Genomic DNA, 22,590 nt, shown 5'->3' on the forward strand with positions numbered 1-22,590 from the left:
AAGCCGCGAAGGCGCCAGCCCCGCCCCCCCCCCTTGTAGGAGCGGCGTAAAGCCGCGAAGGCGCCAGACCTGACACCCCTCTGTAGGAGCGGCGTAAAGCTGCGAAGAGGCCAGAACTGACACACCCCGGTAACCAGCCCCACCCCCAATTCCACCCCCAACTGCCCACAGGCTATAGTCGCCCACTACACATCTTCACCGAGGACAGGCACATGAAGTTCGAAGGCACCCCCGCATACGTCGCCACCGACGACCTCAAGCTTGCGGTCAATGCGGCAATCACCCTGCAACGGCCGTTGCTGGTCAAGGGTGAGCCGGGCACCGGCAAGACCATGCTGGCCGAACAACTGGCCCAATCCTTCGGCGCACGCCTGATTACCTGGCATATCAAATCCACCACCAAGGCCCATCAAGGCCTGTACGAATACGACGCCGTGAGCCGACTGCGCGATTCTCAGCTGGGTGTGGACAAAGTGCACGACGTGCGCAATTACCTGAAGAAGGGCAAGTTGTGGGAAGCCTTCGAGGCGGAGGAGCGGGTGATTCTGCTGATTGACGAAATCGACAAGGCCGACATCGAGTTCCCCAACGACTTGCTGCAGGAGCTCGACAAGATGGAGTTCTATGTCTACGAAATCGACGAAACCATCAAGGCCCGGCAGCGCCCGATCATCATCATCACGTCCAACAACGAAAAGGAGCTGCCGGATGCGTTCCTGCGCCGTTGCTTCTTTCACTACATTGCCTTCCCGGACCGCAACACGCTCCAGCAGATCGTCGATGTGCACTATCCCAACATCAAGAAGGAGCTGGTGGCCGAAGCCCTCGACGTGTTCTTCGATGTGCGCAAGGTGCCGGGCCTGAAGAAGAAGCCCTCGACCTCGGAACTGGTGGACTGGCTCAAGCTGTTGATGGCCGACAACATCGGCGAGGCCGTGCTGCGCGAGCGCGATCCGACCAAGGCCATTCCGCCGCTGGCCGGCGCCCTGGTCAAGAACGAGCAGGACGTGCAGTTGCTGGAACGTCTGGCGTTCATGAGCCGGCGCGGCAATCGCTGATTCCTTCACCCGACTTCAAGGGCGACAGCCATGCTGCTCAACCTCTTCAATGAAATGCGCGCGGCCAAGGTGCCGGTCTCGGTGCGTGAACTGCTGGACCTGATCAATGCCCTGCAACAGCGGGTGACCTTCGCCGACATGGACGAGTTCTACTACCTGTCCCGAGCGATCCTGGTCAAGGACGAACGCCACTTCGACAAATTCGACCGCGCCTTCTCGGCCTATTTCAACGGCCTGCAGAACCTCGACCAGCACCTGGAGGCGCTGATCCCTGAAGAATGGCTGCGCAAGGAATTCGAGCGCTCGCTCACCGCCGAGGAGCGTGCGCAGATCCAGTCCCTGGGCGGGTTGGACAAGCTGATCGAAGCCTTCAAGCAGCGATTGGAAGAACAGAAAGGTCGCCACGCCGGTGGCAGCAAGTGGATCGGTACCGGCGGCACCAGCCCGTTCGGCTCAGGCGGCTTCAACCCCGAAGGTATCCGGGTGGGCGATGCTGGCGAGCGCCAGGGCAAGGCGGTGAAGGTCTGGGATCAGCGCGAGTACAAGAATCTGGATGACGGCGTGGAACTGGGCACGCGCAATATCAAGGTGGCGCTGCGCCGCCTGCGCAAGTTTGCCCGCCAGGGTGCAGCGGAGGAGTTGGACATCGATGGCACCATCGACCACACCGCTCGCGATGCCGGCCTGCTCAACATCCAGATGCGTCCGGAGCGACGCAACAGCGTCAAACTGCTGCTGTTGTTCGACATCGGCGGCTCGATGGACGCTCACGTAAAAATCTGCGAAGAGTTGTTCTCGGCCTGCAAGACCGAGTTCAAGCACCTGGAGTATTTCTACTTCCATAACTTCGTGTATGAGTCGGTCTGGAAGAATAACCTGCGCCGGTCCTCCGAACGCACCGCCACCCTGGACCTGCTGCACAAGTACGGACCGGACTACAAGGTGATCTTCATCGGTGACGCCGCCATGGCACCCTACGAGATCACCCATCCTGGGGGCAGTGTCGAGCACTGGAACGAAGAGGCCGGGTATGTGTGGATGAAGCGGTTCATGCAAACGTACAAGAAGGTGATCTGGATCAACCCGTACCCGAAAGACACCTGGGGGTACACGGCGTCGACGCATATCGTGCGTGAGTTGCTGGAGGATCAGATGTATCCGCTGACGTTGCGCGGGTTGGAGGAAGGGATGCGGTATTTGGCTAAGTGACTGACGGGGGGTCGGTGGTGAATGGTCCCCTCACCCCAGCCCTCTCCCTGAGGGAGAGGGAGCCAAAAGCAGATCATCAATATCCGCAACGCCGCCGTAAAACTCCCTCTCCCCCAGGGAGAGGGCTGGGGTGAGGGGACCATTCACCACCGATCCCCCCGCCAACCCACCACTCTACCGTTCCCGCCTTACCAACGGCTCAGCCACCGGCTTGGCCCTGCGCCGCCCAAACCACAGCGTCCAGCCAATGAACAGAATTACACACTCCACCACCCAAGCCAGCACCAACGCGCAGGCGACCCCCCAGGCAATCGCCTCGGGTGCCAGCAACACCTGATAGCTGTAGCCATTCAAGGTTTCCTGGCGCAACTGCGGATCGGCCTCGGCAAAAACGTGCCACGCCCGGGCATACCACGGACCTTGAAGCGCCTGCCATTCCCGTTCCAGCATCTGATTGCGTGCCAACAACCCGCCGATACTTTGGGCATCGCTGCGGAACACCGGGTCTTCGCTGGCGCGATAGTGCGCCACCAGTGCCTGCAAGTCGCCATTGAAGAACCGCTGAGCCGTTTCACTGAAGCCACGAAGATTCTGCTGAGCTTCGACGCGGTGCGCTTCGACGCGCTGGGTATAGTCGGTGATCACGCCGGGCACCTGCACGCCCACCAGCAAGCCGATGGCGAACAGGACAAGTCGTAGGTAGCTGCGCAGCATGGCGTTCCTCTCGATCAAACAGTGCAGTGGCGGAATGGCAACCGGCGACGGCGGTCTAGGCGACCTGCGTATGCCCCTTGGCCACACACTCCCCCTGACGCCACAGCCCCCAGTCACCGGGCTCATAGCGGTCCCAGGTCTCGTTCTCGGTCAACGGCTCGGTCGCCACCACGGTGACCACATCGTCCGGCGTGGTTTCGGCCTGGAAGTCCACGATCACGTCCACATCTTTGAGCCGCGCCGGGCCGAAAGGTGCCCGGCGGGTAATGTGCGCCAGCTTGGTAGTGCAGAAACAAAACAGCCAGTCGCCGTCGCTGAGCAGGCAGTTGAACACGCCCTTGGCACGGTACTCGCCACACGCCTGGACCAGGGTCGGCAGCAAACGCTCGAAATCCACCGGCTCCGGGAACGCCTCGCGTACCCGACTCAGCAGGTCGCAGAAGGCGGCTTCGCTGTCGGTATCGCCCACTGGCCGGTAGAGGTCGGCGCGAGGCTGGAAGTCGGCAAGCTGGCCGTTATGGGCAAAGCACCAGTTGCGACCCCACAGCTCGCGCACGAAAGGATGGGTGTTGGCCAGGCAGACCTTGCCCACGTTGGCCTGGCGAATGTGGCCGATCACCACTTCGCTCTTGATCGGATAGCGCTGCACCAACTGCGCCACCTCCGACTCGCTGCTGGCCGCAGGGTCCTGAAACAGGCGCAGGCCACGGCCTTCATAGAAGGCGATGCCCCAACCGTCGCGATGCGGACCGGTACGACCACCGCGCTGCATCAGGCCGGTGAAACTGAAAACGATGTCGGTCGGCACGTTCGCGCTCATGCCCAGAAGTTCACACATGCACAGTACTCGATGCGGCGGGCGTGGAATCAGATGCGGGGTTCGACCCGCAGGTTATCGCGTGGCGGCGTCGGTGGACGGCGTTGTTCACGTTCGTCGGGGCGAGGCTGCAGCGGCGCTTCATCGGTGTCGGCTTGCGCCGCAGCTGCCGCCTGGGCCTGCGCCTGGCGCCGGGCCTTGGCCTTGCGCAAAAACGGCAGGCGCACCAGGGCGAACACCACGTACAGGCCCAGGGCAATGACGGCCGCCATGGCCAGGTCCGAGATGGCGCCCCAGGCACTGCCGCCCATCTTGAACACCAGTTCCAGCGCACTGATGGCCACGGCGGGCGCGAGCAGGTCCTTGGCCGGATCGACCACGGTGGGCGTCAGCAACAGCACCGCGCCCAACAGGCGCAGCGGCTCGCGCAGGTAGCGCCACATCCAGCGGGTAATGCGAAACCACACCAGGATGCAACCCAAGGCGGCAAAGGCGTAGATGCCCCAGGCGAGGAAATAGTCGTTCTCGGTCATGGTGTCCGTGGCATGGCAGGCGAATAGGCGCTTATGATAACGGCTTTTCGCCCGGCAGGCGCCCCTGTTCGCCACCCTGCCTGCCCGGCCACGTCCCAGAGAGCTGCCTATGCCCATGTCGATCACTGCCCCCATCGCCCACCGCGCCCCGGGCGACGACCCGTACGCCTGGCTGCAGGAACGCGACAGCACGCAGGTGCTGGACCATCTCAAGGCCGAAAATACCTATCAACAAGCACAACTGGCCGACCAGGCGCCCTTGCGCGAGCAGCTGTTCGAAGAAATAAAGGGCCGAATTCGCGAGACCGATCTGTCTCTGGCTTCGCCCTGGGGCCCCTGGCTCTACTACACCCGCACCACGGCCGGGGATGAATACCCGCGCCACTACCGGTGCCCGCGCCCGGCCGATGACTCCGCCACCGTGGATGAGAGCGCCGAACAGCTGCTGCTCGACCCCAACGTCCTGGCCGCCGGCGGTTTCCTGTCCCTGGGCGCGTTCAACATCAGCCCCGACCACCAGCGCCTGGCCTACAGCCTGGACACCAGCGGCGAAGAAACCTACCGCCTGTTCGTCAAGGAGCTGAACAGCGGCGACGTGGTGCAGTTGCCGTTCGAGGACTGCGACGGCAGCATGACCTGGGCCAACGACAGCCAGACGTTGTTCTTCGGCGAGCTGGACGACACCCACCGCCCGCACAAGCTCTACCGCCACACCCTGGGCAGCGCCCAGGCCGAGCTGGTGTTCGAGGAAAGCGACGGCCGTTTCTTCCTGCACTGCTACCGTTCCAGCTCCGAACGCCAGCTCATTGTATTGCTCAACAGCAAGACCACCAGCGAAGCCTGGGCCCTGGACGCCGACACCCCGGAGCAGGCCTTCACCTGCCTGGCGCCGCGGGTGGAGCACCACGAGTACTACCCCGACCACGGCCAGCTCGAGGGCCAGTGGTGCTGGTTCATCCGCAGCAACCAGGACGGTATCAACTTCGCGCTATACACCGCGGCCGATGGCGATCTGGTCCCCGGACGCAACCAGTGGCAACGGCTGATCGGCCATCGCGACAACGTGATGCTCGAAGGCGTGACGCTCAATGCCGGTGCCTATACCTTGAGCCTGCGCGAGGGCGGCCTGCCGATCATCGAGGTGCACCCCAACGGTGGTGCGCCCTACCCCGTGCAACTGCCGGATGCCGCCTACAGCCTGTATATCTCCGACAGCCTCGAGTTCCCCAGCGACAAGATCCGCCTGCGTTACGAGGCACTCAATCGGCCCGGCCAGGTGCGCCAGTTGAGCCTGGCCGACGGCCAACAACAGGTGCTCAAGGAAACCCCGGTGTTGGGCCCCTTCGATGCCGATGCCTATGTCAGCCAGCGTCTCTGGGCCACGGCGGCAGATGGCACTCAGGTGCCTATCAGCCTGGTGGTCAAAAAGGAATTCGTGGGCCAGGCGACACCGCTTTATCTATACGGCTACGGTGCCTACGGCGAAAGCCTGGACCCTTGGTTCTCCCATGCGCGCCTGAGCCTGCTGGAGCGCGGCATTGCCTTTGCCATCGCCCATGTACGCGGCGGCGGCGAGCTGGGCGAGGCCTGGTATCGGGCTGGCAAGCAAGAGCACAAGGGCAATACCTTCAGTGACTTCATCGCCTGCGCCGAACACCTGATCGCCCAGGGGCTGACCGATGCTCGCCGTCTGGTGATCAGCGGCGGCAGCGCCGGTGGCCTATTGATTGGCGCCGTGCTCAATCAACGGCCCGAACTGTTTCAGGCGGCCATCGCCGAAGTACCGTTCGTGGATGTGCTCAATACGATGCTCGACCCCGATCTGCCGCTGACCGTCACTGAGTACGATGAATGGGGCAACCCCCAAGAACCCGACGTGTACGAGCGAATCAAGGCCTACGCGCCCTATGAAAACGTCAGCGCCCAGGCCTATCCCAACATCCTGGTGATCGCCGGATACAACGACAGCCGCGTGCAGTACTGGGAAGCCGCCAAATGGGTAGCCCGCCTGCGCGAACGCAAGACGGATGACAACCTGCTATTGCTCAAGACCGAACTGGGTGCGGGGCATGGTGGCATGAGCGGGCGTTATCAGGGGCTCAGGGATGTGGCGTTGGAGTATGGCTTTGTCCTGAAGACGTTGGGGCTGGCTTGATATCCGCGGTGAACGGTGCCCTTACGTTCGTGTTGTCCATCACCACCAAAGACCCAGAGCCATGTCAAACCCGACCCACCTGAACACCGAGATCCGCGACATGCTGCTCGATTGCGGCCTGTTCAACCAGATGCACCCTTCGGACCTGATGGCCGTGGCAGGCTATTTCTCCATCGTGGTGATGAATCAGGACGAGGTGATTTTCCACGAAGGCGATGCCGGCACCTTCATGTGCATCATCCGCACCGGCTCCGTCTCGGTGCGCAAGAACAATGCCGAAGGCATCCAGATCGAGATCGCCAGTTTGCGCAAGGGCCGTGCCTTCGGCGAGATGGCGGTGCTCGACGGCGAGCGACGCTCGGCAACCTGCGTCGCGGCCAGCCATTGCGAACTGCTGAGCCTGGGCAAGGACTCCCTGGACAAGATGCTCAACGAGGCGCCGAAAATGGCCGCCCGGATCATCCGCGCGCTGGCGGTGGCCATGTCCAAGCGCTTGCGGATGGTGGACGGGCAATTGCTGGCGCAGCAGGTGTGAGGATTGTGATGGCCAGGGTTCAAGGGCGGTGGTGAATGGTGCCCTACCCTCCCGGTGACTTCGGCTTCACCGGCGTCGGCGGCGTATCCTGCCGTTCCAGCTGCGGCAACGGCTCGGCCTTGGGCGGCAACGGCACCTGAATGGGCGGCAACAACGGCGGTGAACCGTTCATGCCTTCACCCCGTGGCGACGCCGGCACTGTCACCTGAGGATAAGGTGTAGGGGTGGGTGTACCCGGCGAGCCGGGCGGCAGATCGGACGCCAGGACAGCGCCAGAACACAGGGCAACAACAGCAAACACCGATACACTGCGTGACTTCATTGCACACTCCAACGCCAGACTGCTTGTTCTGATTCATCAGGCTACTACCATGCGGACACCTTTGTCCCCCTCCGAGATTCTTCGATGAAACGTTTTGTATTGCTCGACACCACGCCCATCCCGGACAACGGCGGTGCCCTGTGCCTGTTCGAGTACGGCGAAGACTTCGTCATCAAGATCCAGGGCGGCGACGGCGGTCAACTCATGAACACCCGCATGCATGGGTCCGAGGACGCGCTGGCCGAGATTCCCTGTCGCAAGGTGGCGGGGCGGCCTGACTCGCGTGTGCTGATCGGCGGCCTGGGCATGGGTTTCACCCTGGCTTCGGCACTCAAGCACCTGGGCAAGAGCGCTGAAGTGGTGGTCGCCGAACTGGTGCCCGGCGTGGTGGAATGGAACCGCGGGCCGTTAGGCGAAAAAGCCGGCAACCCGCTGCAGGACCCCCGCACCGTCATCCGCCTGGAGGATGTGGCCAAGGTCCTGCAAGCCGAGCCGGCGGGCTTCGACGCCATCATGCTGGATGTCGACAACGGCCCCGAGGGCCTGACCCAGAAGGCCAACAGCTGGCTGTACTCGGCCGGTGGCCTGAGCGCCTGCGCCAGGGCTCTGCGCAACAAAGGCGTGCTGGCGGTATGGTCGGCCAGCGCCGACCGGCAGTTCAGCGACAAGCTGCGCAAGGCCGGCTTCAAGGCTGAGGAGGTGCAGGTGTTCGCCCACGGCAACAAAGGCACGCGCCACACCATCTGGATTGCACAAAAGCTCTGACAAGCGCGCCCGCCGGCAAGGGACTCACTACCTGGCCTACGGCTGCCGTCAGTGCTCAGCACAGGGAAAGCGGCGTGAGGCTTTTTGCTTTAAGCTATCGCCCCTTTGCCCGCCCCTGTTTCTGGAGTTCCCATGACGGCCGTCGCCGACCTTTCGCCCACGCTGCAGCTCGCCTGCGACCTGATCCGCCGCCCCTCGGTCACACCGATCGACGCCGACTGCCAGAAGCTGATGATGCAGCGCCTGGGCCAGGCCGGGTTCACGCTCGAGCCTATGCGTATCGAAGATGTCGACAACTTCTGGGCCACCCACGGTACTGGGGAAGGCCCCGTACTGTGCTTCGCGGGTCATACCGACGTCGTGCCAACCGGGCCGACCCAGGCCTGGCAGATTGCACCGTTCGAGGCGGTCATCGACGAGCAAGGCATGCTGCACGGCCGCGGCGCCGCCGACATGAAAGGCAGCCTGGCCGCCATGCTGGTGGCTGCCGAGCGTTTCGTCGCCGATCACCCGGCGCACAAGGGCTCCGTTGCATTCCTGATTACCAGCGACGAAGAAGGTCCGGCACACCACGGCACCAAGGCTGTGGTCGAGCGCCTGGCCGCACGCAAGGAGCGCCTGGACTGGTGCATCGTCGGCGAACCGTCGAGCACCACCCTGGTAGGCGACGTGGTCAAGAATGGCCGCCGCGGCTCGCTCGGGGCGACCCTCACCGTCCGCGGGGTGCAGGGCCACGTGGCCTATCCGCACCTGGCGCGCAACCCGATCCATCTGGCCGCCCCGGCCCTGGCCGAACTGGCCGCCGAGCACTGGGACGACGGCAATGCCTTCTTCCCGCCCACCAGCTTCCAGGTGTCCAACCTGAACAGCGGCACCGGCGCCACCAACGTGATCCCGGGGGAGCTGACGGCGGTGTTCAACTTCCGCTTTTCCACCGAGTCTACCGTCGAGGGCCTGCAGCAGCGTGTGGCCGCCATCCTCGACAAACATGACCTGGACTGGCACGTCGAGTGGGCCTTGTCGGGCCTGCCCTTTCTCACCGAACCCGGCGCACTGCTGGATGCGGTGGCCGCCAGCATCAAGGACGTCACCGGCCGCGACACCCAGGCTTCCACCAGCGGCGGCACTTCCGATGGGCGTTTCATCGCCACCCTGGGCACTCAGGTGGTCGAACTGGGCCCGGTCAACGCGACCATTCACCAGGTCAACGAACGTATCCTGGCCAGCGATCTGGACGTGCTGACCGAGATCTACTACCAGACCCTCGTGAAGTTGCTCGCCTGATGCTGACCTGCCCGATCTGTACTGCCATGCTGGCCAACGCCGAAAACGGGATGGTCTGCCCCAGCGGTCATCGCTTCGACCGTGCACGCCAGGGTTACCTGAATCTGCTGCCGGTGCAGCACAAGAACAGCCGTGACCCAGGCGACAACCAGGCGATGGTGGAAGCCCGCCGAGACTTTCTCAACGAAGGCCACTACGCGCCGGTTGCCCAACGCCTGGCCGAACTGGCCGCCGAACGTTGGCCGCAGCGCTGGTTGGACATCGGTTGCGGCGAGGGTTACTACACCGCCCAGATCGCCCAGGCCCTGCCCCGTTCCGACGGCTACGCCCTGGATATCTCCCGGGAAGCGGTCAAGCGCGCCTGCAAGCGAGCGCCATCCGTGCACTGGCTGGTGGCGAGCATGGCCCGCGTGCCACTGGCCGACGCCAGTTGCCAGTTTTTGGCCAGCGTGTTCAGCCCACTGGATTGGGATGAAGCGAAACGCCTGCTGGCTCCGGGCGGCGGCTTGATGCGGGTGGGCCCGACAACGGGTCATTTGATGGAGCTGCGCGAGCAGCTGTACGACGAGGTGCGCGAGTACGTCGACGACAAGCACCTGCTGCAGGTCCCTGAAGGCATGCGGCACGCCCACAATGAGACCTTGACCTTCAAGCTCAAGCTGATCGATGCCCAGTCCCGCGCCAACCTGCTGGCGATGACGCCACACGGCTGGCGGGCCAGCGCCGAACGTCGGGCAGCGGTCATCGAGCAGCCTCGGCCGTTCGTGGTCACAGTGTCCATGCGATACGATTACTTTGTGCGGCAAGACTGAGCGAGCCTATTTCATGCGCCAACCTGATATCGAGATTTACCTCAAAGATGCCGACGTCGATCACAAGGCCATTGCCGCCTGGCTGAGCGAGGCCTTGGGGCCGTGCAGCGCCTGGCAGCAAAAAGGCCAGACGTGGAAGTGCACCGCCGGCAACGTGCCCGTCACCTGGCTGCCCAAGGCTGTGGGCAAGTGGAACAGCCTGTACCTGGAAAGTGACGCCACGCCCTGGGATGACGACGTCGCGTGCGCTCGTGCAGCGTTCAGGGCGCTGCAGGTGGAAGTGCGCTGCGCGCCGGGAAGCTGGGTGGAAGAAGAAGGCGAAGAAAGCGCCGATCGCTGGATTCGTGTAAGTGAAGATGGCGAAGAGGAGATCACCTGGCGCACCAGTTGATAGGTTCAGCGGGGTGAGATCCGGGGTGGAGGCGCCGCAATACCCGCTCACCATCCTCCACCCCCGCCCCCGATAAAACCCGGTAAAGTGTCGTTTTTCTCCAAGCCCAGGCCTATGACCCGCTCACCTCTGCACCGTCTCGTGTTCGGCACCCTGCGCCGTCTGCTGTATCTCTGGGTGCGCTCGGAAACCATCAATCAATCTTCGTTCACCCTGAATCTGGACCGCAGTCGTCCGGTGTTCTACGTACTGCAGTCACCCTCGATGGCCGATCTGGCGGTGGTCGACGCCGAATGCACCAAGGCCGGGCTGCCACGACCGGTGCTGCCGGTGTCCGTGGGCGACTTGATGGAGCCATCGGCGTTCTTCTATCTCACCCCTGAGGCCGACTGGCTGGGCCGCCAGGACAAGCGCGGCGCGCCGCCGACCCTGGCCCGGCTAGTTACGGCGTTGAGCCAGAATGCCGGCGAAGACGCTCAGATCATTCCTGTCAGTGTGTTCTGGGGCCAATCCCCGGCCAGTGAGTCCAGCCCGTGGAAACTGCTGTTCGCCGACAGCTGGGCCGTCACCGGCCGGTTGCGCAAGCTGGTGAGCATCCTGATCCTGGGGCGCAAGACCCGCGTGCAGTTCTCCGAACCCATCCACCTGGGCGAGCTGGTACAGCAGAACAAGGGCCACGAGCGCACCGTGCGCATGACCCAGCGGATTCTGCGAGTACACTTTCGCAACCTCAAGGCGGCGGTCATCGGCCCGGACATTTCCCATCGGCGCAACCTGGTCAAGGGGCTGGTGCGCGATCCCATGGTACGCCAGGCCATCGCCGACGAAGCCGAGCGTGAAAAAATTCCGCTGCAGAAGGCCGAAGCGCAAGCCCTGCGCTACGGCAACGAAATCGCCTCCGACTATACCTACACCGCCATCCGTTTCCTGGAGGTGGTGCTCAGCTGGTTCTGGAACAAGATCTACGACGGCATCAAGGTCAACAACATCGACGGCGTCAAGGACGTGGCCCAAGGCAACGAGATCATCTACGTGCCCTGCCATCGCAGCCACATCGACTACCTGCTGCTGTCCTACCTGCTGTTCAAGAACGGCCTGACGCCACCGCATGTGGCTGCTGGCATCAACCTCAACATGCCGGTGATCGGCGGCCTGCTGCGTCGTGGTGGGGCGTTCTTCATGCGCCGCACCTTCAAGGGCAATCCGCTGTACACCGCGGTGTTCAACGAATACCTGCACACCTTGTTCACCAAGGGCTTTCCGGTGGAGTACTTCGTCGAAGGCGGCCGCTCGCGCACCGGGCGCATGCTGCAACCCAAGACCGGCATGCTGGCCATCACCCTGCGCAGCTACCTGCGCTCGTCACGCACCCCCATCGTTTTCGTGCCGGTGTATATCGGCTACGAGCGCGTGCTGGAAGGTCGCACGTATCTGGGTGAACTGCGCGGCGCCGTGAAGAAGAAGGAGTCCATCTTCGATGTGTTCAAGGTGGTGGGCGCCCTCAAGCAGAAGTTCGGACAGGTTGCAGTGAACTTCGGCGAACCGATCAAGCTGCAGGCCTTTCTCGACCAGCAGCAGCCAGGTTGGCGCGAGCAGCAACTGGCGCCCGAGTACAAGCCCGCGTGGCTGAGTGAAACGACGCACCGCCTGGGCGTGCGTGTGGCGCGGCACATGAACGAAGCGGCCGCGATCAACCCGGTCAACCTGGTGGCCCTGGCCCTGCTGTCCACCAGCAAGCTGGCCCTGGACGAGCGCGCCCTGGCGCGGGTACTGGACCTGTACCTGAACCTGTTGCGCAAGGTGCCCTACTCGCCTCATACCACGCTGCCCGATGGTGATGGCCGAGCGCTCATCGAGCATGTCCAGAGCATGCAGTTACTGTCCGAGCAGAGCGATGCGCTGGGCAAGATTCTCTATCTGAACGAACAGCACGCGGTGCTGATGACCTACTACCGCAACAACGTGCTGCACATCTTCGCCCTGCCGGGGTTGCTGGCCAGCTTCTTCCAGAGCGCCTCGCGCATGACCCGTGAGCAGATCCTGCGCTACACCCATGCGCTCTACCCTTACCTGCAGGCGGAGTTGTTCATTCGCTGGGAACAGCAAGACCTGGACGCTGTGGTCGACCAATGGCTGCAGGCGTTCGTCGAGCAGGGTCTGCTGCGCCTGGAGAACGAGGTGTACCTGCGCCCGGCACCCAGCTCCCGACACTTCGTGTTGCTGACCTTGCTGTCGCGAGCCATCGCCCAAACCCTGCAGCGTTTCTACATGGCCACGGCATTGCTGCTGCACGCCGGCCAGAACCAGCTCAGCGCCGAAGAACTGGAAGACCTGTGTACGATCATGGCCCAGCGGCTATCGATCCTGCATGGTTTGAACGCCCCGGAGTTCTTCGACAAGAGTCTGTTCCGCCATTTCATCCAGACCCTGCTCGATCAGGGCGTGCTGCGCCGAGACGCGGCCGGCAAGTTGAGCCATCACCCGATGCTCGACGAGCTGGCCGAAGGCGCTGCCAAGCGCGTGCTGCCGGCGGAGATTCGCTTGTCGATTCGCCAGGTCGCGCTACACCGCAGCGAGGATGCCGCCGACGGGCTGTGAGGCCTGCGGCAGTCTGACCTATGCTGTTGTTCATTACTTGCCTATGCAACATGGAGACATTATGAAACGTCTATCGCTGATCCTTCTGAGCGCCCTGATCGGCGCTTGCAGTTCCGTGCAAGCGCCTTCCAAGGCCAGCCTGGAAGGCGAGGCCTTCTATCTGCAACGCATCGCCTTGCCGCCGTCTGCGGTGCTGACCGTGAGCCTGCAGGACGTATCCCTGGCCGATGCGCCAGCAGTCGCCCTGGCCAGGCAGAGCGGGCCGATCACCGGTCAAGTGCCTCTGCCGTTCAAGCTCGAGTACGACCCTGCCCAGGTCAAGCCTGGCCATCGCTACGCTGTCAGCGCGCGGGTGGAAGCCGAGGGCAATCTGCTGTTCATCAGCACCGAGCAGCACGCTGTGAACCTGGATGGCAAGGATCAGCAACCGCTGCGCATTCGCATGGATGCGGCGTCGCGCTGATTCAGCGGTGCAGGTAGCGAGCCCCTTCGCGACTTGACGCCGCGACTACAGGAGGGGGCCGGAGCGGCGTCAAGCCGCGAAGGCCCCGCCCCGGTACCGCACAGCAACCGGTCACGCCTTGCGTACTCGGAACCACGCCGCGTACAACGCCGGCAGGAACATCAAGGTCAGCACCGTCGCCACTACCAATCCTCCCATGATCGCCACCGCCATCGGGCCGAAGAAGGCACTGCGCGATAGCGGAATCATTGCCAGCACGGCTGCCAGCGCGGTCAGCACGATGGGACGAAAGCGCCGTACGGTGGCTTCGATTATCGCTTCCCAGGCGCTCAATCCACTGGCGATGTCCTGCTCGATCTGGTCCACCAGAATCACCGAGTTACGCATGATCATGCCTGACAGCGCGATGGTGCCCAGCATGGCGACGAAGCCGAACGGCTGGCGGAATATCAGCAAGAACATCACCACACCAATCAGGCCCAATGGCGCCGTCAGAAACACCATGATGCTGCGTGAAAAACTGCGCAGCTGAACCATCAGCAGCGTCAACACCACCACGATGAAAAACGGCACGCCGGCGTTCACCGAGTTCTGCCCGCGGGCAGCATCTTCCACCGTGCCCCCCACTTCCAGCAGATAGCCCTCGGGCAAGTGAGCGCGAATGTCTGCCAGGGTCGGCATGATCTGCCCTACCAGTGTCGCCGGCTGCTGCTGATCGTAGATATCACCGCGCACGGTGACGGTGGGCAAACGATTACGGTGCCAGATCACGCCCTCCTCGAAGCCATACTCCAGGGTCGCCACCTGGGACAGCGGTACACTGGCGCCGTTGTCGGTGGGCACTGCCAGGCTCCCCAGACGGGACAATTCGGTACGCTCTTGAGGCGTTCCGCGCACCAGCATCTCAATCAGTTCGTTGTCCTCGCGGTACTGACTGACGCTGGCGCCGGTCAGCGCGCCCTGGAGAAACTGCGACAGGCTGCGGGTGCTGACCCCCAAGGCCCGGGCGCGGTCCTGGTCGACATTGAGGAACACGGCCTTGCTCGGCTCCTCCCAATCCAGGTGCACGTTGACCACATGCGGGTTCTCACGCACCTTGGCGGCGACCTGGCGCGCCAGCGCGCGCACCTCATCGATGTGCTCCCCGGTTACGCGAAACTGCAATGGGTAGCCCACGGGCGGGCCGTTCTCCAGGCGAGTCACGCGCCCGCGCAAGCTGGCGAACTGCTCGTCCAGCGTTTCGATCAGCCACACCCGCAATTGCTCGCGGTCTTCCAGGGTCTTGGCCTGGACCACGAACTGGGCAAAGCTGGTGGCCGGCAGTTGTTGGTCCAGCGGCAGGTAGAACCGCGGTGAACCGGTGCCTACGTAAGCCACATAGTTGTCGATGCCCGGTCGGTCCTTGAGCAGCGCTTCCAGCCGTTTTACCTGCTCGGTGGTACTGGCCAGCGAGGCCCCTTCTGCCAGCTTCAGGTCGACCATCAGTTCAGGCCGGTTGGAAGCCGGAAAGAACTGCTGGGGCACGAAGCGGAACAACAGAATCGAGCCGACGAATGCCGCCAGGGTCAGCACGATCACCGTCTTGCGCCGACGCACGCACCACTCCAGCACCCGCCGGACCTTGCGATAGAACGCGGTATCGTAAGGATCGGTGCTGTGCTGCCGGGCGGCATGCCGCTTGGCGAGATCCGGCAACAGCCGCTCGCCGAGGTACGGCACGAACAACACCGCCGCGATCCAGGACGCCAGCAAGGCAATCGTCACCACCTGGAAGATCGAACGGGTGTACTCACCCGTGCTGGACTGGGCCATGGCAATAGGCAGAAAGCCAGCGGCGGTGATCAGGGTGCCGGTCAGCATGGGGAACGCCGTGCTGGTCCAGGCATAGCTGGCGGCCTTGAGTCGGTCGTAACCCTGCTCCATCTTGATGGCCATCATCTCCACCGCAATGATCGCGTCGTCCACCAACAGGCCCAGCGCCAGCACCAGTGCGCCGAGGGAGATCTTGTGCAGGCCGATGCCCAGGTAGTGCATGGTGGCGAAGGTCATCGCCAGTACCAGCGGAATCGCCAACGCCACCACCAGACCGGTGCGCAGCCCCAGGGAGAAAAAGCTCACCAGCAGCACGATGATCAGGGCCTCGGCCAACACCCGCACGAACTCGCCGACGCCTGCCTTCACCGCTGCCGGCTGGTCCGACACCTTGCGCAATTCCATGCCTGCCGGAAGATTGCGCTGCAGGCGGGCGAACTCGCCCTCCAGCGCCTGGCCCAGGGCCAGGATGTTACCGCCGGGCTTCATTGCCACCGCCAGGCCGATGGCATCCTGGCCCATGAAGCGCATGCGCGGCGCGGCAGGGTCGTTGAAGCCACGCCGCACCTCGGCCAGGTCCTGAATACGGAAGGTGCGCTCGCCCACCCGTACCGGGAACTGGCGAATCTGCTCCACCGACTCGAAACGACCGCTCACCCTCAAGTGCACGCGTTCGCTGGGGGTTTCGAAAAAGCTGGAATGGGTAACCGCATTCTGCTCCTCCAGGGCCTGCTGCACGGCAGCCATTGGCAGCCCGAGGGTGGCCAGCTTGAGGTTGGACAGCTCGATCCAGATCTTCTCGTCCTGCAGGCCCAGCAGTTCCACCTTGCCCACGTCCTTGACGCGCTGCAGCTGGATCTGGATGCGGTCGGCATAGTCCTTGAGGATGGCGTAGTCGAAGCCCTCACCGCTCAACGCATAGATATTGCCGAAGGTGGTACCGAACTCGTCATTGAAAAACGGCCCCTGCACACCGGGCGGCAGGGTATGGCGGATGTCGCCGATCTTCTTGCGGACCTGGTACCAGAGCTCGGGGATATCGGCCGAATGGAGGGAGTCCAGGGCCATGAACGTCACTTGCGACTCGCCTGCCCGGGAGAACGAGATGATCTTCTCGTACTCGCCCGTTTCCATCAGCTTCTTTTCGATCCGCTCGGTGACTTGGCGCGCCACCTCTTCGGCGGTTGCCCCGGGCCACTGGGTCTGGATGACCATGGCCTTGAAGGTGAACGGCGGGTCCTCGCTCTGGCCCAATTTGCTGTAGGAAAGCGCACCGACCATGGCCAGCAGCAGCATCAGGAACAGCACGATCTGGCGGTTGCGCAACGCCCAGGCAGACAGATTGAAGCCCATGGTCATTGCTTCCCGGTCACGTCGACGGTGCGGTTGTCGCGCCCCACCGGGCGAACCGTCTGGCCCTCGTGCAGCACATGCACCCCCGCCGCCACGATCCAGTCGTCGGGGCGCAAGCCTTCGAGCACGGGCACGCTGTTTTCGGTAAACGAGCCGGTGCGGATCACGGCTTTTTCCAGCGAGTGGTCTGGTTTGACCCGCCAGACGAAACTCACGCCCTGCTCGGCGCTGAGTGCCGCCAGCGGCACCGAGAGGGGCGACGCCTGGGCCGCCTCGATGAACACCCGCGCACTTTGTCCCAACTGCGCCGATTCTGAACCTTGGGCGAAGGCTACCCGCGCGGCATAGGTGCGCGAGCGTGGATCGGCCGAAGGTGAAAGCTCGCGGATATGGCCACTCAAGCGGCTCTGTGGCTGCGACCATAGTTCGACGGAGACCGGCTGGCCGACCTTGAAGCGGCCGAAGTTCTGTTCCGGCAGGCTGATGGCGACTTCGCGCTCGCCATCGGCGGCCAGGGTGAAGACCGTTTGCCCAGCGGCAACCACCTGCCCCACTTCCACCTGGCGACGGGCGATGACACCGGCTTGAGACGCGCGCAATATGGCGTAGCCCGCCTGGTTGTTGGCCACCGAGAACTCAGCCTGGATCTGACGCAGGCGCGCCTGGCCAGCGCGCAGCTGACTGTCGGCGTTATCGAACAGGGAGTGACTGACCATGCCTCTGTCGAGCAGGGTGCGATAGCGATCGCGCTCGGCGCGCACCAGCGTCAGATTGGCTTCGGCGGCCGCCACCTGAGCACGGGCGGCCTCCAGTTGCAGGCGTACGTCCTGTGGATCGAGCTCGGCCAGCGGCTGATCGAGCTTGACTCGATCACCCTCCTCGACCAACCGCTTGACCACCTTGCCCGCCACACGAAACGCCAGACTAGGCTCGTAGCGAGCCCGAATCTCCCCGGCGTAGCTGTCGGCTGCCTGCGCCACCGCTTGTGGCTGCACCACCAGCGCCGGCCGGACGGTAACCGGTGGCGCCTCGTCGTGGCCGCAAGCAGTGAGCAACAGTGTCAGACACAGCAGCGGGACAAGGCGCGACATGGCGGGTGACCTTATACGGGCGAGGGTTGGAATATTTATACTCGCCAGTATAGTAAATCAGCGCCCGGGGTGTCGGGAAGTGGGCGGGATGCTCCTTCGGATGTGGTCAGAACCGATAGACCGTACTCAACACGGCCGCCCGGCCATCCCCATACTCCACCGCCGATGACCGGGTATCGGTACCCGCTACCGTCCTTACCCGCTCCACATAACGGGTATTGGCCAGATTGCTCAGGTTCAGCTGCAGATCCAGATTGGCGGTGGCCTTGTAACCCAGCATGGCGTCATGCACCCAGTAGGCGTCCACCTTGGCCTGGTCCTGCGAGGTGACATTGCGCTTGCCCACATGGCGTACCCCATAGGCCAGGGTGATATCGCCCGGCAGCTCGTAGGCAGTCCACAGGTTGAACGAACGTGGCGGCGTGTTGCTCAAGGCCTGGCCCACGCGCTTGGGCAAGGATGTCGACTTCAGGGTTTCACTGCTCTGCAGGGTGTAATTGGCAAATACGTGCCAGCGGTCGGTCAACGCGCCAGTGGCGGCCAACTCGAAGCCCTGCACCTGCTGCTTGCCGGCCAGCAGCGAGGTACCGTCACTCAGGCGCTCGCGCACGTGGTCCTTGACCACGCGAAACAGCGCGCCCTCCAGTTGCAGGCGGTCATCGAGCAGCAGCCACTTGGTACCCAGCTCCCAGGTCTTGCCGCGTTCCGGCGCCAGGCTGACGGTGCTGGCGCTGAGGCCGCCGCCATAGGTCAACAGGTTCTCTGCCGAGGGATTGAACGAGGTGCCATAGGCCACATAGAAGCGACCGTTGTCGGCCGGCTTGTAGACCAGCCCCGCACGCTGGCTGAACACGCCATCGGTAGAGCTGGCCTTGACCCGGTCCTTGCCGGCGTTGCGGTTGTTGGCACGGGCTGTCATGTGGTCGTAGCGCAGCCCCAGGCTAAGGTCCCATTCGTCGTTCAACGCCAGCGTGTCGAGCGCGTACAGTGCCTGGTCCTGCATGCTGTTGTGGGTGTGGTTCACCGGCGACCTGGCCTTCTCGCCACTCCAGTAGCCCGGAGGGTTGGCCAGATCATAGCCATTGGACGGGTATTTCAAGTCGTGACCCGACGCCTTGCGGTCATACGTTTCGCGGGATAACTCCGCTCCCATGACCAGGGTATGCCCCACCCCCAACGCGTCGAAGTGACCGGTCAGGCTGGTCTGGTTCATTGCCAGGCGGGTTTGCACGTCGCGGCGATAGGCTTGCGGGCCGGCCGGCTGGTAGCGCCCGTGAAACTTGTCGACGATGGCCAGGTTGACGTGGGAAGCAGAGATGGTGGCGTCCCGGTCCACCTGGCCGATACGTGACAGGTTCTGTACGGTCCAGTCGTCGTTGAAATCGTGTTCGAACTTCACGGTCAGACTGTCGGTGTCGGCCCGCTCCTGATCCAGGTTGCGCCAGCCGTAGTAGTTACGGGTCTTCACGCCCGCCAGACGTTTGCCATCCCGGGCCGGCAGGCCATAGTCAGGCAGATTGTCGTCGCTCTGGTGAAAGTAGCTGAGGGTCAGACGGGTATCGCTGCCATGGCCGAACATCAGCGAGGGCGCCAGCCCCCAGCGCTGCTGCTGAATCTGGTCGCGACCTGGCACATGGTTTTCGTGGACCATGAGGTTGAGCCTGAACAGCGTGCCGTCGCCCAGAGCTTGCAGGGGCTGGTTGGTGTCCAGGGTCAAGCGCCGGTAGCGGTCGGTGCCGATGCCAGCGCCCAGCTCGGTGAACGCCTCGGCCTGAGGCAGCTTGGTGATCATGTTGACCGAGCCGCCCGTGGTCCCAGCGCCGCCGAACACCGAGTTGGGGCCCTTGATGACCTCGACACTCTCCAGGTTGAACAGGTCCGTGCGGCTGGTTTGAGCGGTGTCGCGCAGACCGTCGATCTGCAGGTTGGCGTTGGCCCTGAAGCCGCGGATGTTGATGCTGTCGCCGGAGCCACCACCGCCCTCCCCGGCATTGAACGAGATACCGGACACGTTGGACAGCACGCGACGCAGGCTCAGGGCGTTCTGCTCACGCATCACCTGCTGCGGTACCACGGTGACCGTCTGTGGAACTTCCAGCAACGGCACGGCATATTTGGCCGACGCCGACTGCTCGGTTCGATAGCCTTCGGGGGCGGGCTTGGCATCAATGCCGATCCGCTCGAGCGCAATGGCCCCCGACTCTCCCTGCGCTGTGGCCACTGCCGCACAGCCCATCAATGTCAGGCCCAATGCCGAGCGACCCGGCAACGTGCGAACTCCTGTAAAACGATACATGTACACAGCCTCACTACAAATGAGACTTGATTCTATTTGAGGAAAAAGCCGTAAAACCGCGCTGAAAAAAATCAAGACCGATCCTACAGATCAGGGTGCAGGACGCGGTCAAGAGGCCTACATGAAGCCCGTCCGTTACCTCCACCGGGCAGCGGCGAATTCCTTTACCATGAACGTCTGAGTTCTCAACGCCGAGCCCCCATGCCGAACACTGCCACCGGCCCTGGCCGCCCCAAGGACCTGACCAAGCGCCAGGCCATCCTCGATGCCGCGCGCGTGCTGTTCCTGGACAACGGCTTCGCCAGTACCAGCATGGATACCGTGGCCAGCGCCGCCGGCGTGTCCAAACTCACGGTCTACAGCCACTTCAGCGACAAGGAGACCCTGTTCAGCGCGGCCGTGATCGCCACCTGTCAGGCGCAACTACCGGAATTACTGTTCGAACTGCGAGCAGGAAGCTCGGTGCGCAAGGTATTGATGGATATCGGCCTGGGCTTTCAGGCCCTGATCAGCTGTGAGGAATCGGTGAAGCTGCACCGCCTGATCATCGCCCTGGGCACGCAGGATCCACACCTCAGCCAGATCTTCTACGAAGCCGGCCCACAGCGCATTCTGGGAGAAATGGAAGGCCTGCTGCGAAGGATCGACGATGGCGGCACGTTGCGCATCGAGCATCCAGCGAAGGCCGCCGAGCATTTTTTCTGCCTGGTCAAGGGCGCACCGAATTTCCGCTTGCTTTTGGGATGCGCCGGGCCGTTGGCGGCGGACGCCGCCAAAGCCCATGTGGAGGAAGTGGTAGGGATGTTCGAGCGGGCGTACCGACCCTAGGCTTCATTCGCCAATGGCGCCTGTCGCGGGCTCTGCCCTGGATAGGCATCAGGTCGGCTTGAGGGCCTTCTTCGGATAGATATCGTAGCGACTGGATTTCCCCTCCAGCGCATGGCTCGGCTTGGGGCCGTCGATGCACGGTGCCTTGCGCGGGCGCTTCACCACCACGCGGTGAGTGGCCAACGCCAGCGCTGCTGCCAGCAATGCCGGGGCATCCACATCGTCACCCACCAGTGGCCGGAACAGGCGCATCTCCTTTTTCACCAGCGCGCTCTTCTCGCGATGGGGAAACATGGGGTCCAGATAGATGACCTGGGGCGGGTCGCCCGGCCATTCGCTCATTACCTGGATCGAGTTGCCCTCGAGCAGGTGCATGCGCGCCACGATGGCGCCCACTTCGGCATCGCCCCGCGCCCGTGCCAGGCCATCTTCAAGCAATGCAGCGATGATCGGCTGACGCTCGACCAGACTCATCTCACAGCCCAGGCTGGCCAGTACGAAGCCATCCTTGCCCAGGCCCGCAGTAGCATCCAGGACCCGGGGGCGAACACCGGGCTGCACCCCCACGGCCTTGGCGATCATCTGCCCGCTGCCACCGCCGTACAACCGCCGGTGCGCCACTGCGCCTTCGACGAAGTCGACGCGTACCGCACCTGGCGCGTCCGCGCCCAATTGCTGCAGCTGCAGCCCGGCATCGGTGGCCTGCAAGGCAAATTCAGCATCGGCGAGGTGCCGGGGCAACCCCAGACGTTGCGCCCACTGCTCGGCCCAGGCTTCACAGGCGTCATTCTGCGCCTGCACCTGGATGCGACAACCCACTTGCTGCTCCACTGAAAAATCCCGTGTCGATAAGCTAAAAGATCGGCGCCAGCGGCCGATAAGAACCTTGTCAGGTATTTTGCCAGAGCCCAAGCGTCCCGAGTGCCATGTCCTACATCAATTCCACATCGCTAGGTTATTTGTCACCCGTAGGTGACTTCAGCCAGCACAACGTCCAGACCCTGGGCGGTGCGAGCGCGTTGTGGCATGACTTTTTCACTCAGGCGCTGGCCGATCAGTTCGCTGAGTCGTCGACTGCCGTGCAGGATAACCCGGCGCCCACCTCGCTCGATGCTTCGGCGGAGCCGATCGCTGGCAGTGAAATGCTGGCGCAGATCATGATGCAGCGTTTGTGTGATGTGCAGCAAACCGAGGTCAAGCCAGCGCAGCCGTTGTTTCTGCCCAAGGCCGAATTCGAGCTGGATCTGCTGGACAAGGCAGCCGAGCCTTTCCCCGCCGACGAATTGGCCGCTCAACAACAACACCTCGAGTTCGACAGCCACTGGGTGCGTCCGGTGGTGATGAGCTTCGGCACTGCGCCTGCTGAACCGGGTGCGGGCCCCATCCCTCGTGCCTTGCACCTGCCAATCGCCGAGTTCGAATGGGACCTGGCCGACCCCTATCTGCCCTATCCTGACCACGCGATGGCCGAGCAACAGCATCAACTGCAGGTCGACACCAGCTGGACCCGCCCGGTGGTGCTGCACAACGTTCGCCTGGCGGCTTGAGTGGGGA

At 63.4% G+C, this 22,590-nt stretch carries 20 protein-coding genes; 12 read left to right on the top strand and 8 right to left on the bottom strand.

Annotation, left to right across the window (positions count from 1 at the left end; all coding sequences use genetic code 11):
- Nucleotides 1-212: 212 nt before the first annotated feature.
- Together B3397_RS06975 and B3397_RS06980 are read left to right on the top strand one after the other, a co-directional pair.
- On the top strand, nt 213-1,058 hold the full coding sequence (locus tag B3397_RS06975; protein WP_296248513.1) for an AAA family ATPase: 846 nt from the start codon (nt 213-215) through the stop codon (nt 1,056-1,058).
- A gap of 30 nt (nt 1,059-1,088) precedes the next feature.
- Complete coding sequence (locus tag B3397_RS06980; protein ID WP_296248514.1) at nt 1,089-2,267, top strand: vWA domain-containing protein; 1,179 nt, start codon at nt 1,089-1,091, stop codon at nt 2,265-2,267.
- Nucleotides 2,268-2,441: 174 nt separating this feature from the next.
- Here B3397_RS06980 and B3397_RS06985 read toward each other — a convergent pair whose 3' ends face one another.
- Genes B3397_RS06985 through B3397_RS06995 form a run of 3 tightly spaced genes read right to left on the bottom strand, consistent with a single transcriptional unit; the run spans nt 2,442 to nt 4,448 of the window.
- On the bottom strand, nt 2,442-2,981 hold the full coding sequence (locus tag B3397_RS06985) for a DUF2937 family protein (RefSeq protein ID WP_296248515.1): 540 nt from the start codon (nt 2,979-2,981) through the stop codon (nt 2,442-2,444).
- Between the two features lie 55 nt (nt 2,982-3,036).
- Nucleotides 3,037-3,819 (bottom strand): class II glutamine amidotransferase, encoded by a 783-nt coding sequence (locus B3397_RS06990; RefSeq protein WP_296248517.1) that lies wholly within the window; start codon nt 3,817-3,819, stop codon nt 3,037-3,039.
- Between the two features lie 29 nt (nt 3,820-3,848).
- Nucleotides 3,849-4,448 (bottom strand): MFS transporter, encoded by a 600-nt coding sequence (locus tag B3397_RS06995; RefSeq protein WP_414704355.1) that lies wholly within the window; start codon nt 4,446-4,448, stop codon nt 3,849-3,851.
- Here B3397_RS06995 and B3397_RS07000 point away from each other — a divergent pair.
- Entirely contained in the window at nt 4,447-6,486 is a 2,040-nt protein-coding gene (locus B3397_RS07000; RefSeq protein ID WP_296248521.1) for a S9 family peptidase, read from the top strand. The two genes, B3397_RS06995 and B3397_RS07000, sit on opposite strands and share 2 nt — an antisense overlap.
- A 61-nt stretch (nt 6,487-6,547) precedes the next feature.
- On the top strand, nt 6,548-7,021 hold the full coding sequence (locus B3397_RS07005) for a cyclic nucleotide-binding domain-containing protein (protein WP_296248523.1): 474 nt from the start codon (nt 6,548-6,550) through the stop codon (nt 7,019-7,021).
- Nucleotides 7,022-7,064: 43 nt separating this feature from the next.
- Here the strand turns inward: B3397_RS07005 and B3397_RS07010 are convergent, their stop codons facing one another.
- Nucleotides 7,065-7,343, bottom strand: coding sequence for a hypothetical protein (locus tag B3397_RS07010; protein ID WP_296248524.1), 279 nt, complete (start codon nt 7,341-7,343; stop codon nt 7,065-7,067).
- Between the two features lie 84 nt (nt 7,344-7,427).
- Between B3397_RS07010 and B3397_RS07015 the strand changes: the two genes are divergently transcribed.
- The 6 genes from B3397_RS07015 to B3397_RS07040 all read left to right on the top strand — a co-directional run bounded on the left by B3397_RS07015 (nt 7,428) and on the right by B3397_RS07040 (nt 13,656).
- A complete protein-coding gene (locus B3397_RS07015) occupies nt 7,428-8,108 on the top strand; it encodes a spermidine synthase (RefSeq protein WP_296248525.1) in 681 nt (226 codons plus the stop codon).
- A gap of 132 nt (nt 8,109-8,240) precedes the next feature.
- Nucleotides 8,241-9,392: a succinyl-diaminopimelate desuccinylase gene (gene dapE / locus B3397_RS07020; protein WP_296248527.1), complete on the top strand. Its 1,152-nt coding sequence runs from the start codon at nt 8,241-8,243 to the stop codon at nt 9,390-9,392.
- The gene (locus B3397_RS07025; protein ID WP_296248529.1) at nt 9,392-10,204 is read left to right on the top strand and encodes a putative RNA methyltransferase; all 813 of its coding nucleotides are present in this window, start codon (nt 9,392-9,394) and stop codon (nt 10,202-10,204) included. Before dapE ends, B3397_RS07025 begins: the two co-directional genes overlap by 1 nt.
- A gap of 13 nt (nt 10,205-10,217) precedes the next feature.
- Nucleotides 10,218-10,595, top strand: coding sequence for a hypothetical protein (locus B3397_RS07030; RefSeq protein ID WP_296248531.1), 378 nt, complete (start codon nt 10,218-10,220; stop codon nt 10,593-10,595).
- Between the two features lie 114 nt (nt 10,596-10,709).
- A complete protein-coding gene (plsB, locus tag B3397_RS07035) occupies nt 10,710-13,193 on the top strand; it encodes a glycerol-3-phosphate 1-O-acyltransferase PlsB (protein ID WP_296248533.1) in 2,484 nt (827 codons plus the stop codon).
- A 61-nt stretch (nt 13,194-13,254) separates the two neighbouring features.
- Nucleotides 13,255-13,656, top strand: coding sequence for a YbaY family lipoprotein (locus tag B3397_RS07040; protein ID WP_296248535.1), 402 nt, complete (start codon nt 13,255-13,257; stop codon nt 13,654-13,656).
- Nucleotides 13,657-13,767: 111 nt separating this feature from the next.
- Here B3397_RS07040 and B3397_RS07045 read toward each other — a convergent pair whose 3' ends face one another.
- The 3 genes from B3397_RS07045 to B3397_RS07055 form a co-directional block, all read right to left on the bottom strand.
- Nucleotides 13,768-16,821, bottom strand: coding sequence for an efflux RND transporter permease subunit (locus B3397_RS07045; RefSeq protein ID WP_296248538.1), 3,054 nt, complete (start codon nt 16,819-16,821; stop codon nt 13,768-13,770).
- 2 nt (nt 16,822-16,823) lie between these two features.
- Complete coding sequence (locus B3397_RS07050) at nt 16,824-17,912, bottom strand: efflux RND transporter periplasmic adaptor subunit (protein ID WP_296248540.1); 1,089 nt, start codon at nt 17,910-17,912, stop codon at nt 16,824-16,826.
- A gap of 106 nt (nt 17,913-18,018) precedes the next feature.
- Entirely contained in the window at nt 18,019-20,208 is a 2,190-nt protein-coding gene (locus B3397_RS07055; RefSeq protein WP_296248542.1) for a TonB-dependent receptor, read from the bottom strand.
- A gap of 201 nt (nt 20,209-20,409) precedes the next feature.
- Between B3397_RS07055 and B3397_RS07060 the strand changes: the two genes are divergently transcribed.
- On the top strand, nt 20,410-21,036 hold the full coding sequence (locus tag B3397_RS07060) for a TetR/AcrR family transcriptional regulator (RefSeq protein WP_296248544.1): 627 nt from the start codon (nt 20,410-20,412) through the stop codon (nt 21,034-21,036).
- 48 nt (nt 21,037-21,084) lie between these two features.
- Here B3397_RS07060 and B3397_RS07065 read toward each other — a convergent pair whose 3' ends face one another.
- The gene (locus B3397_RS07065) at nt 21,085-21,867 is read right to left on the bottom strand and encodes a class I SAM-dependent methyltransferase (protein ID WP_296248546.1); all 783 of its coding nucleotides are present in this window, start codon (nt 21,865-21,867) and stop codon (nt 21,085-21,087) included.
- Between the two features lie 95 nt (nt 21,868-21,962).
- Between B3397_RS07065 and B3397_RS07070 the strand changes: the two genes are divergently transcribed.
- On the top strand, nt 21,963-22,583 hold the full coding sequence (locus B3397_RS07070) for an energy transducer TonB (RefSeq protein ID WP_296248547.1): 621 nt from the start codon (nt 21,963-21,965) through the stop codon (nt 22,581-22,583).
- Nucleotides 22,584-22,590: the final 7 nt, after the last annotated feature.

This window comes from Pseudomonas sp. UBA4194 (assembly GCF_002379585.1).
GTDB lineage: Bacteria > Pseudomonadota > Gammaproteobacteria > Pseudomonadales > Pseudomonadaceae > Aquipseudomonas.

Excerpts from the sequence above, each read along its gene's own strand:
- B3397_RS06975 (WP_296248513.1), top strand. The coding sequence starts at position 213 with ATGAAGTTCGAAGGCACCCCCGCATACGTCGCCACCGACGACCTCAAG.
- B3397_RS06980 (WP_296248514.1), top strand. The coding sequence starts at position 1,089 with ATGCTGCTCAACCTCTTCAATGAAATGCGCGCGGCCAAGGTGCCGGTC.
- B3397_RS06985 (WP_296248515.1), bottom strand. The coding sequence starts at position 2,981 with ATGCTGCGCAGCTACCTACGACTTGTCCTGTTCGCCATCGGCTTGCTG.
- B3397_RS06990 (WP_296248517.1), bottom strand. The coding sequence starts at position 3,819 with ATGTGTGAACTTCTGGGCATGAGCGCGAACGTGCCGACCGACATCGTT.
- B3397_RS07000 (WP_296248521.1), top strand. The coding sequence starts at position 4,447 with ATGTCGATCACTGCCCCCATCGCCCACCGCGCCCCGGGCGACGACCCG.
- B3397_RS06995 (WP_414704355.1), bottom strand. The coding sequence starts at position 4,448 with ATGGGCATAGGCAGCTCTCTGGGACGTGGCCGGGCAGGCAGGGTGGCG.
- B3397_RS07005 (WP_296248523.1), top strand. The coding sequence starts at position 6,548 with ATGTCAAACCCGACCCACCTGAACACCGAGATCCGCGACATGCTGCTC.
- B3397_RS07010 (WP_296248524.1), bottom strand. The coding sequence starts at position 7,343 with ATGAAGTCACGCAGTGTATCGGTGTTTGCTGTTGTTGCCCTGTGTTCT.
- B3397_RS07015 (WP_296248525.1), top strand. The coding sequence starts at position 7,428 with ATGAAACGTTTTGTATTGCTCGACACCACGCCCATCCCGGACAACGGC.
- dapE (WP_296248527.1), top strand. The coding sequence starts at position 8,241 with ATGACGGCCGTCGCCGACCTTTCGCCCACGCTGCAGCTCGCCTGCGAC.
- B3397_RS07025 (WP_296248529.1), top strand. The coding sequence starts at position 9,392 with ATGCTGACCTGCCCGATCTGTACTGCCATGCTGGCCAACGCCGAAAAC.
- B3397_RS07030 (WP_296248531.1), top strand. The coding sequence starts at position 10,218 with ATGCGCCAACCTGATATCGAGATTTACCTCAAAGATGCCGACGTCGAT.
- plsB (WP_296248533.1), top strand. The coding sequence starts at position 10,710 with ATGACCCGCTCACCTCTGCACCGTCTCGTGTTCGGCACCCTGCGCCGT.
- B3397_RS07040 (WP_296248535.1), top strand. The coding sequence starts at position 13,255 with ATGAAACGTCTATCGCTGATCCTTCTGAGCGCCCTGATCGGCGCTTGC.
- B3397_RS07045 (WP_296248538.1), bottom strand. The coding sequence starts at position 16,821 with ATGGGCTTCAATCTGTCTGCCTGGGCGTTGCGCAACCGCCAGATCGTG.
- B3397_RS07050 (WP_296248540.1), bottom strand. The coding sequence starts at position 17,912 with ATGTCGCGCCTTGTCCCGCTGCTGTGTCTGACACTGTTGCTCACTGCT.
- B3397_RS07055 (WP_296248542.1), bottom strand. The coding sequence starts at position 20,208 with ATGTATCGTTTTACAGGAGTTCGCACGTTGCCGGGTCGCTCGGCATTG.
- B3397_RS07060 (WP_296248544.1), top strand. The coding sequence starts at position 20,410 with ATGCCGAACACTGCCACCGGCCCTGGCCGCCCCAAGGACCTGACCAAG.
- B3397_RS07070 (WP_296248547.1), top strand. The coding sequence starts at position 21,963 with ATGTCCTACATCAATTCCACATCGCTAGGTTATTTGTCACCCGTAGGT.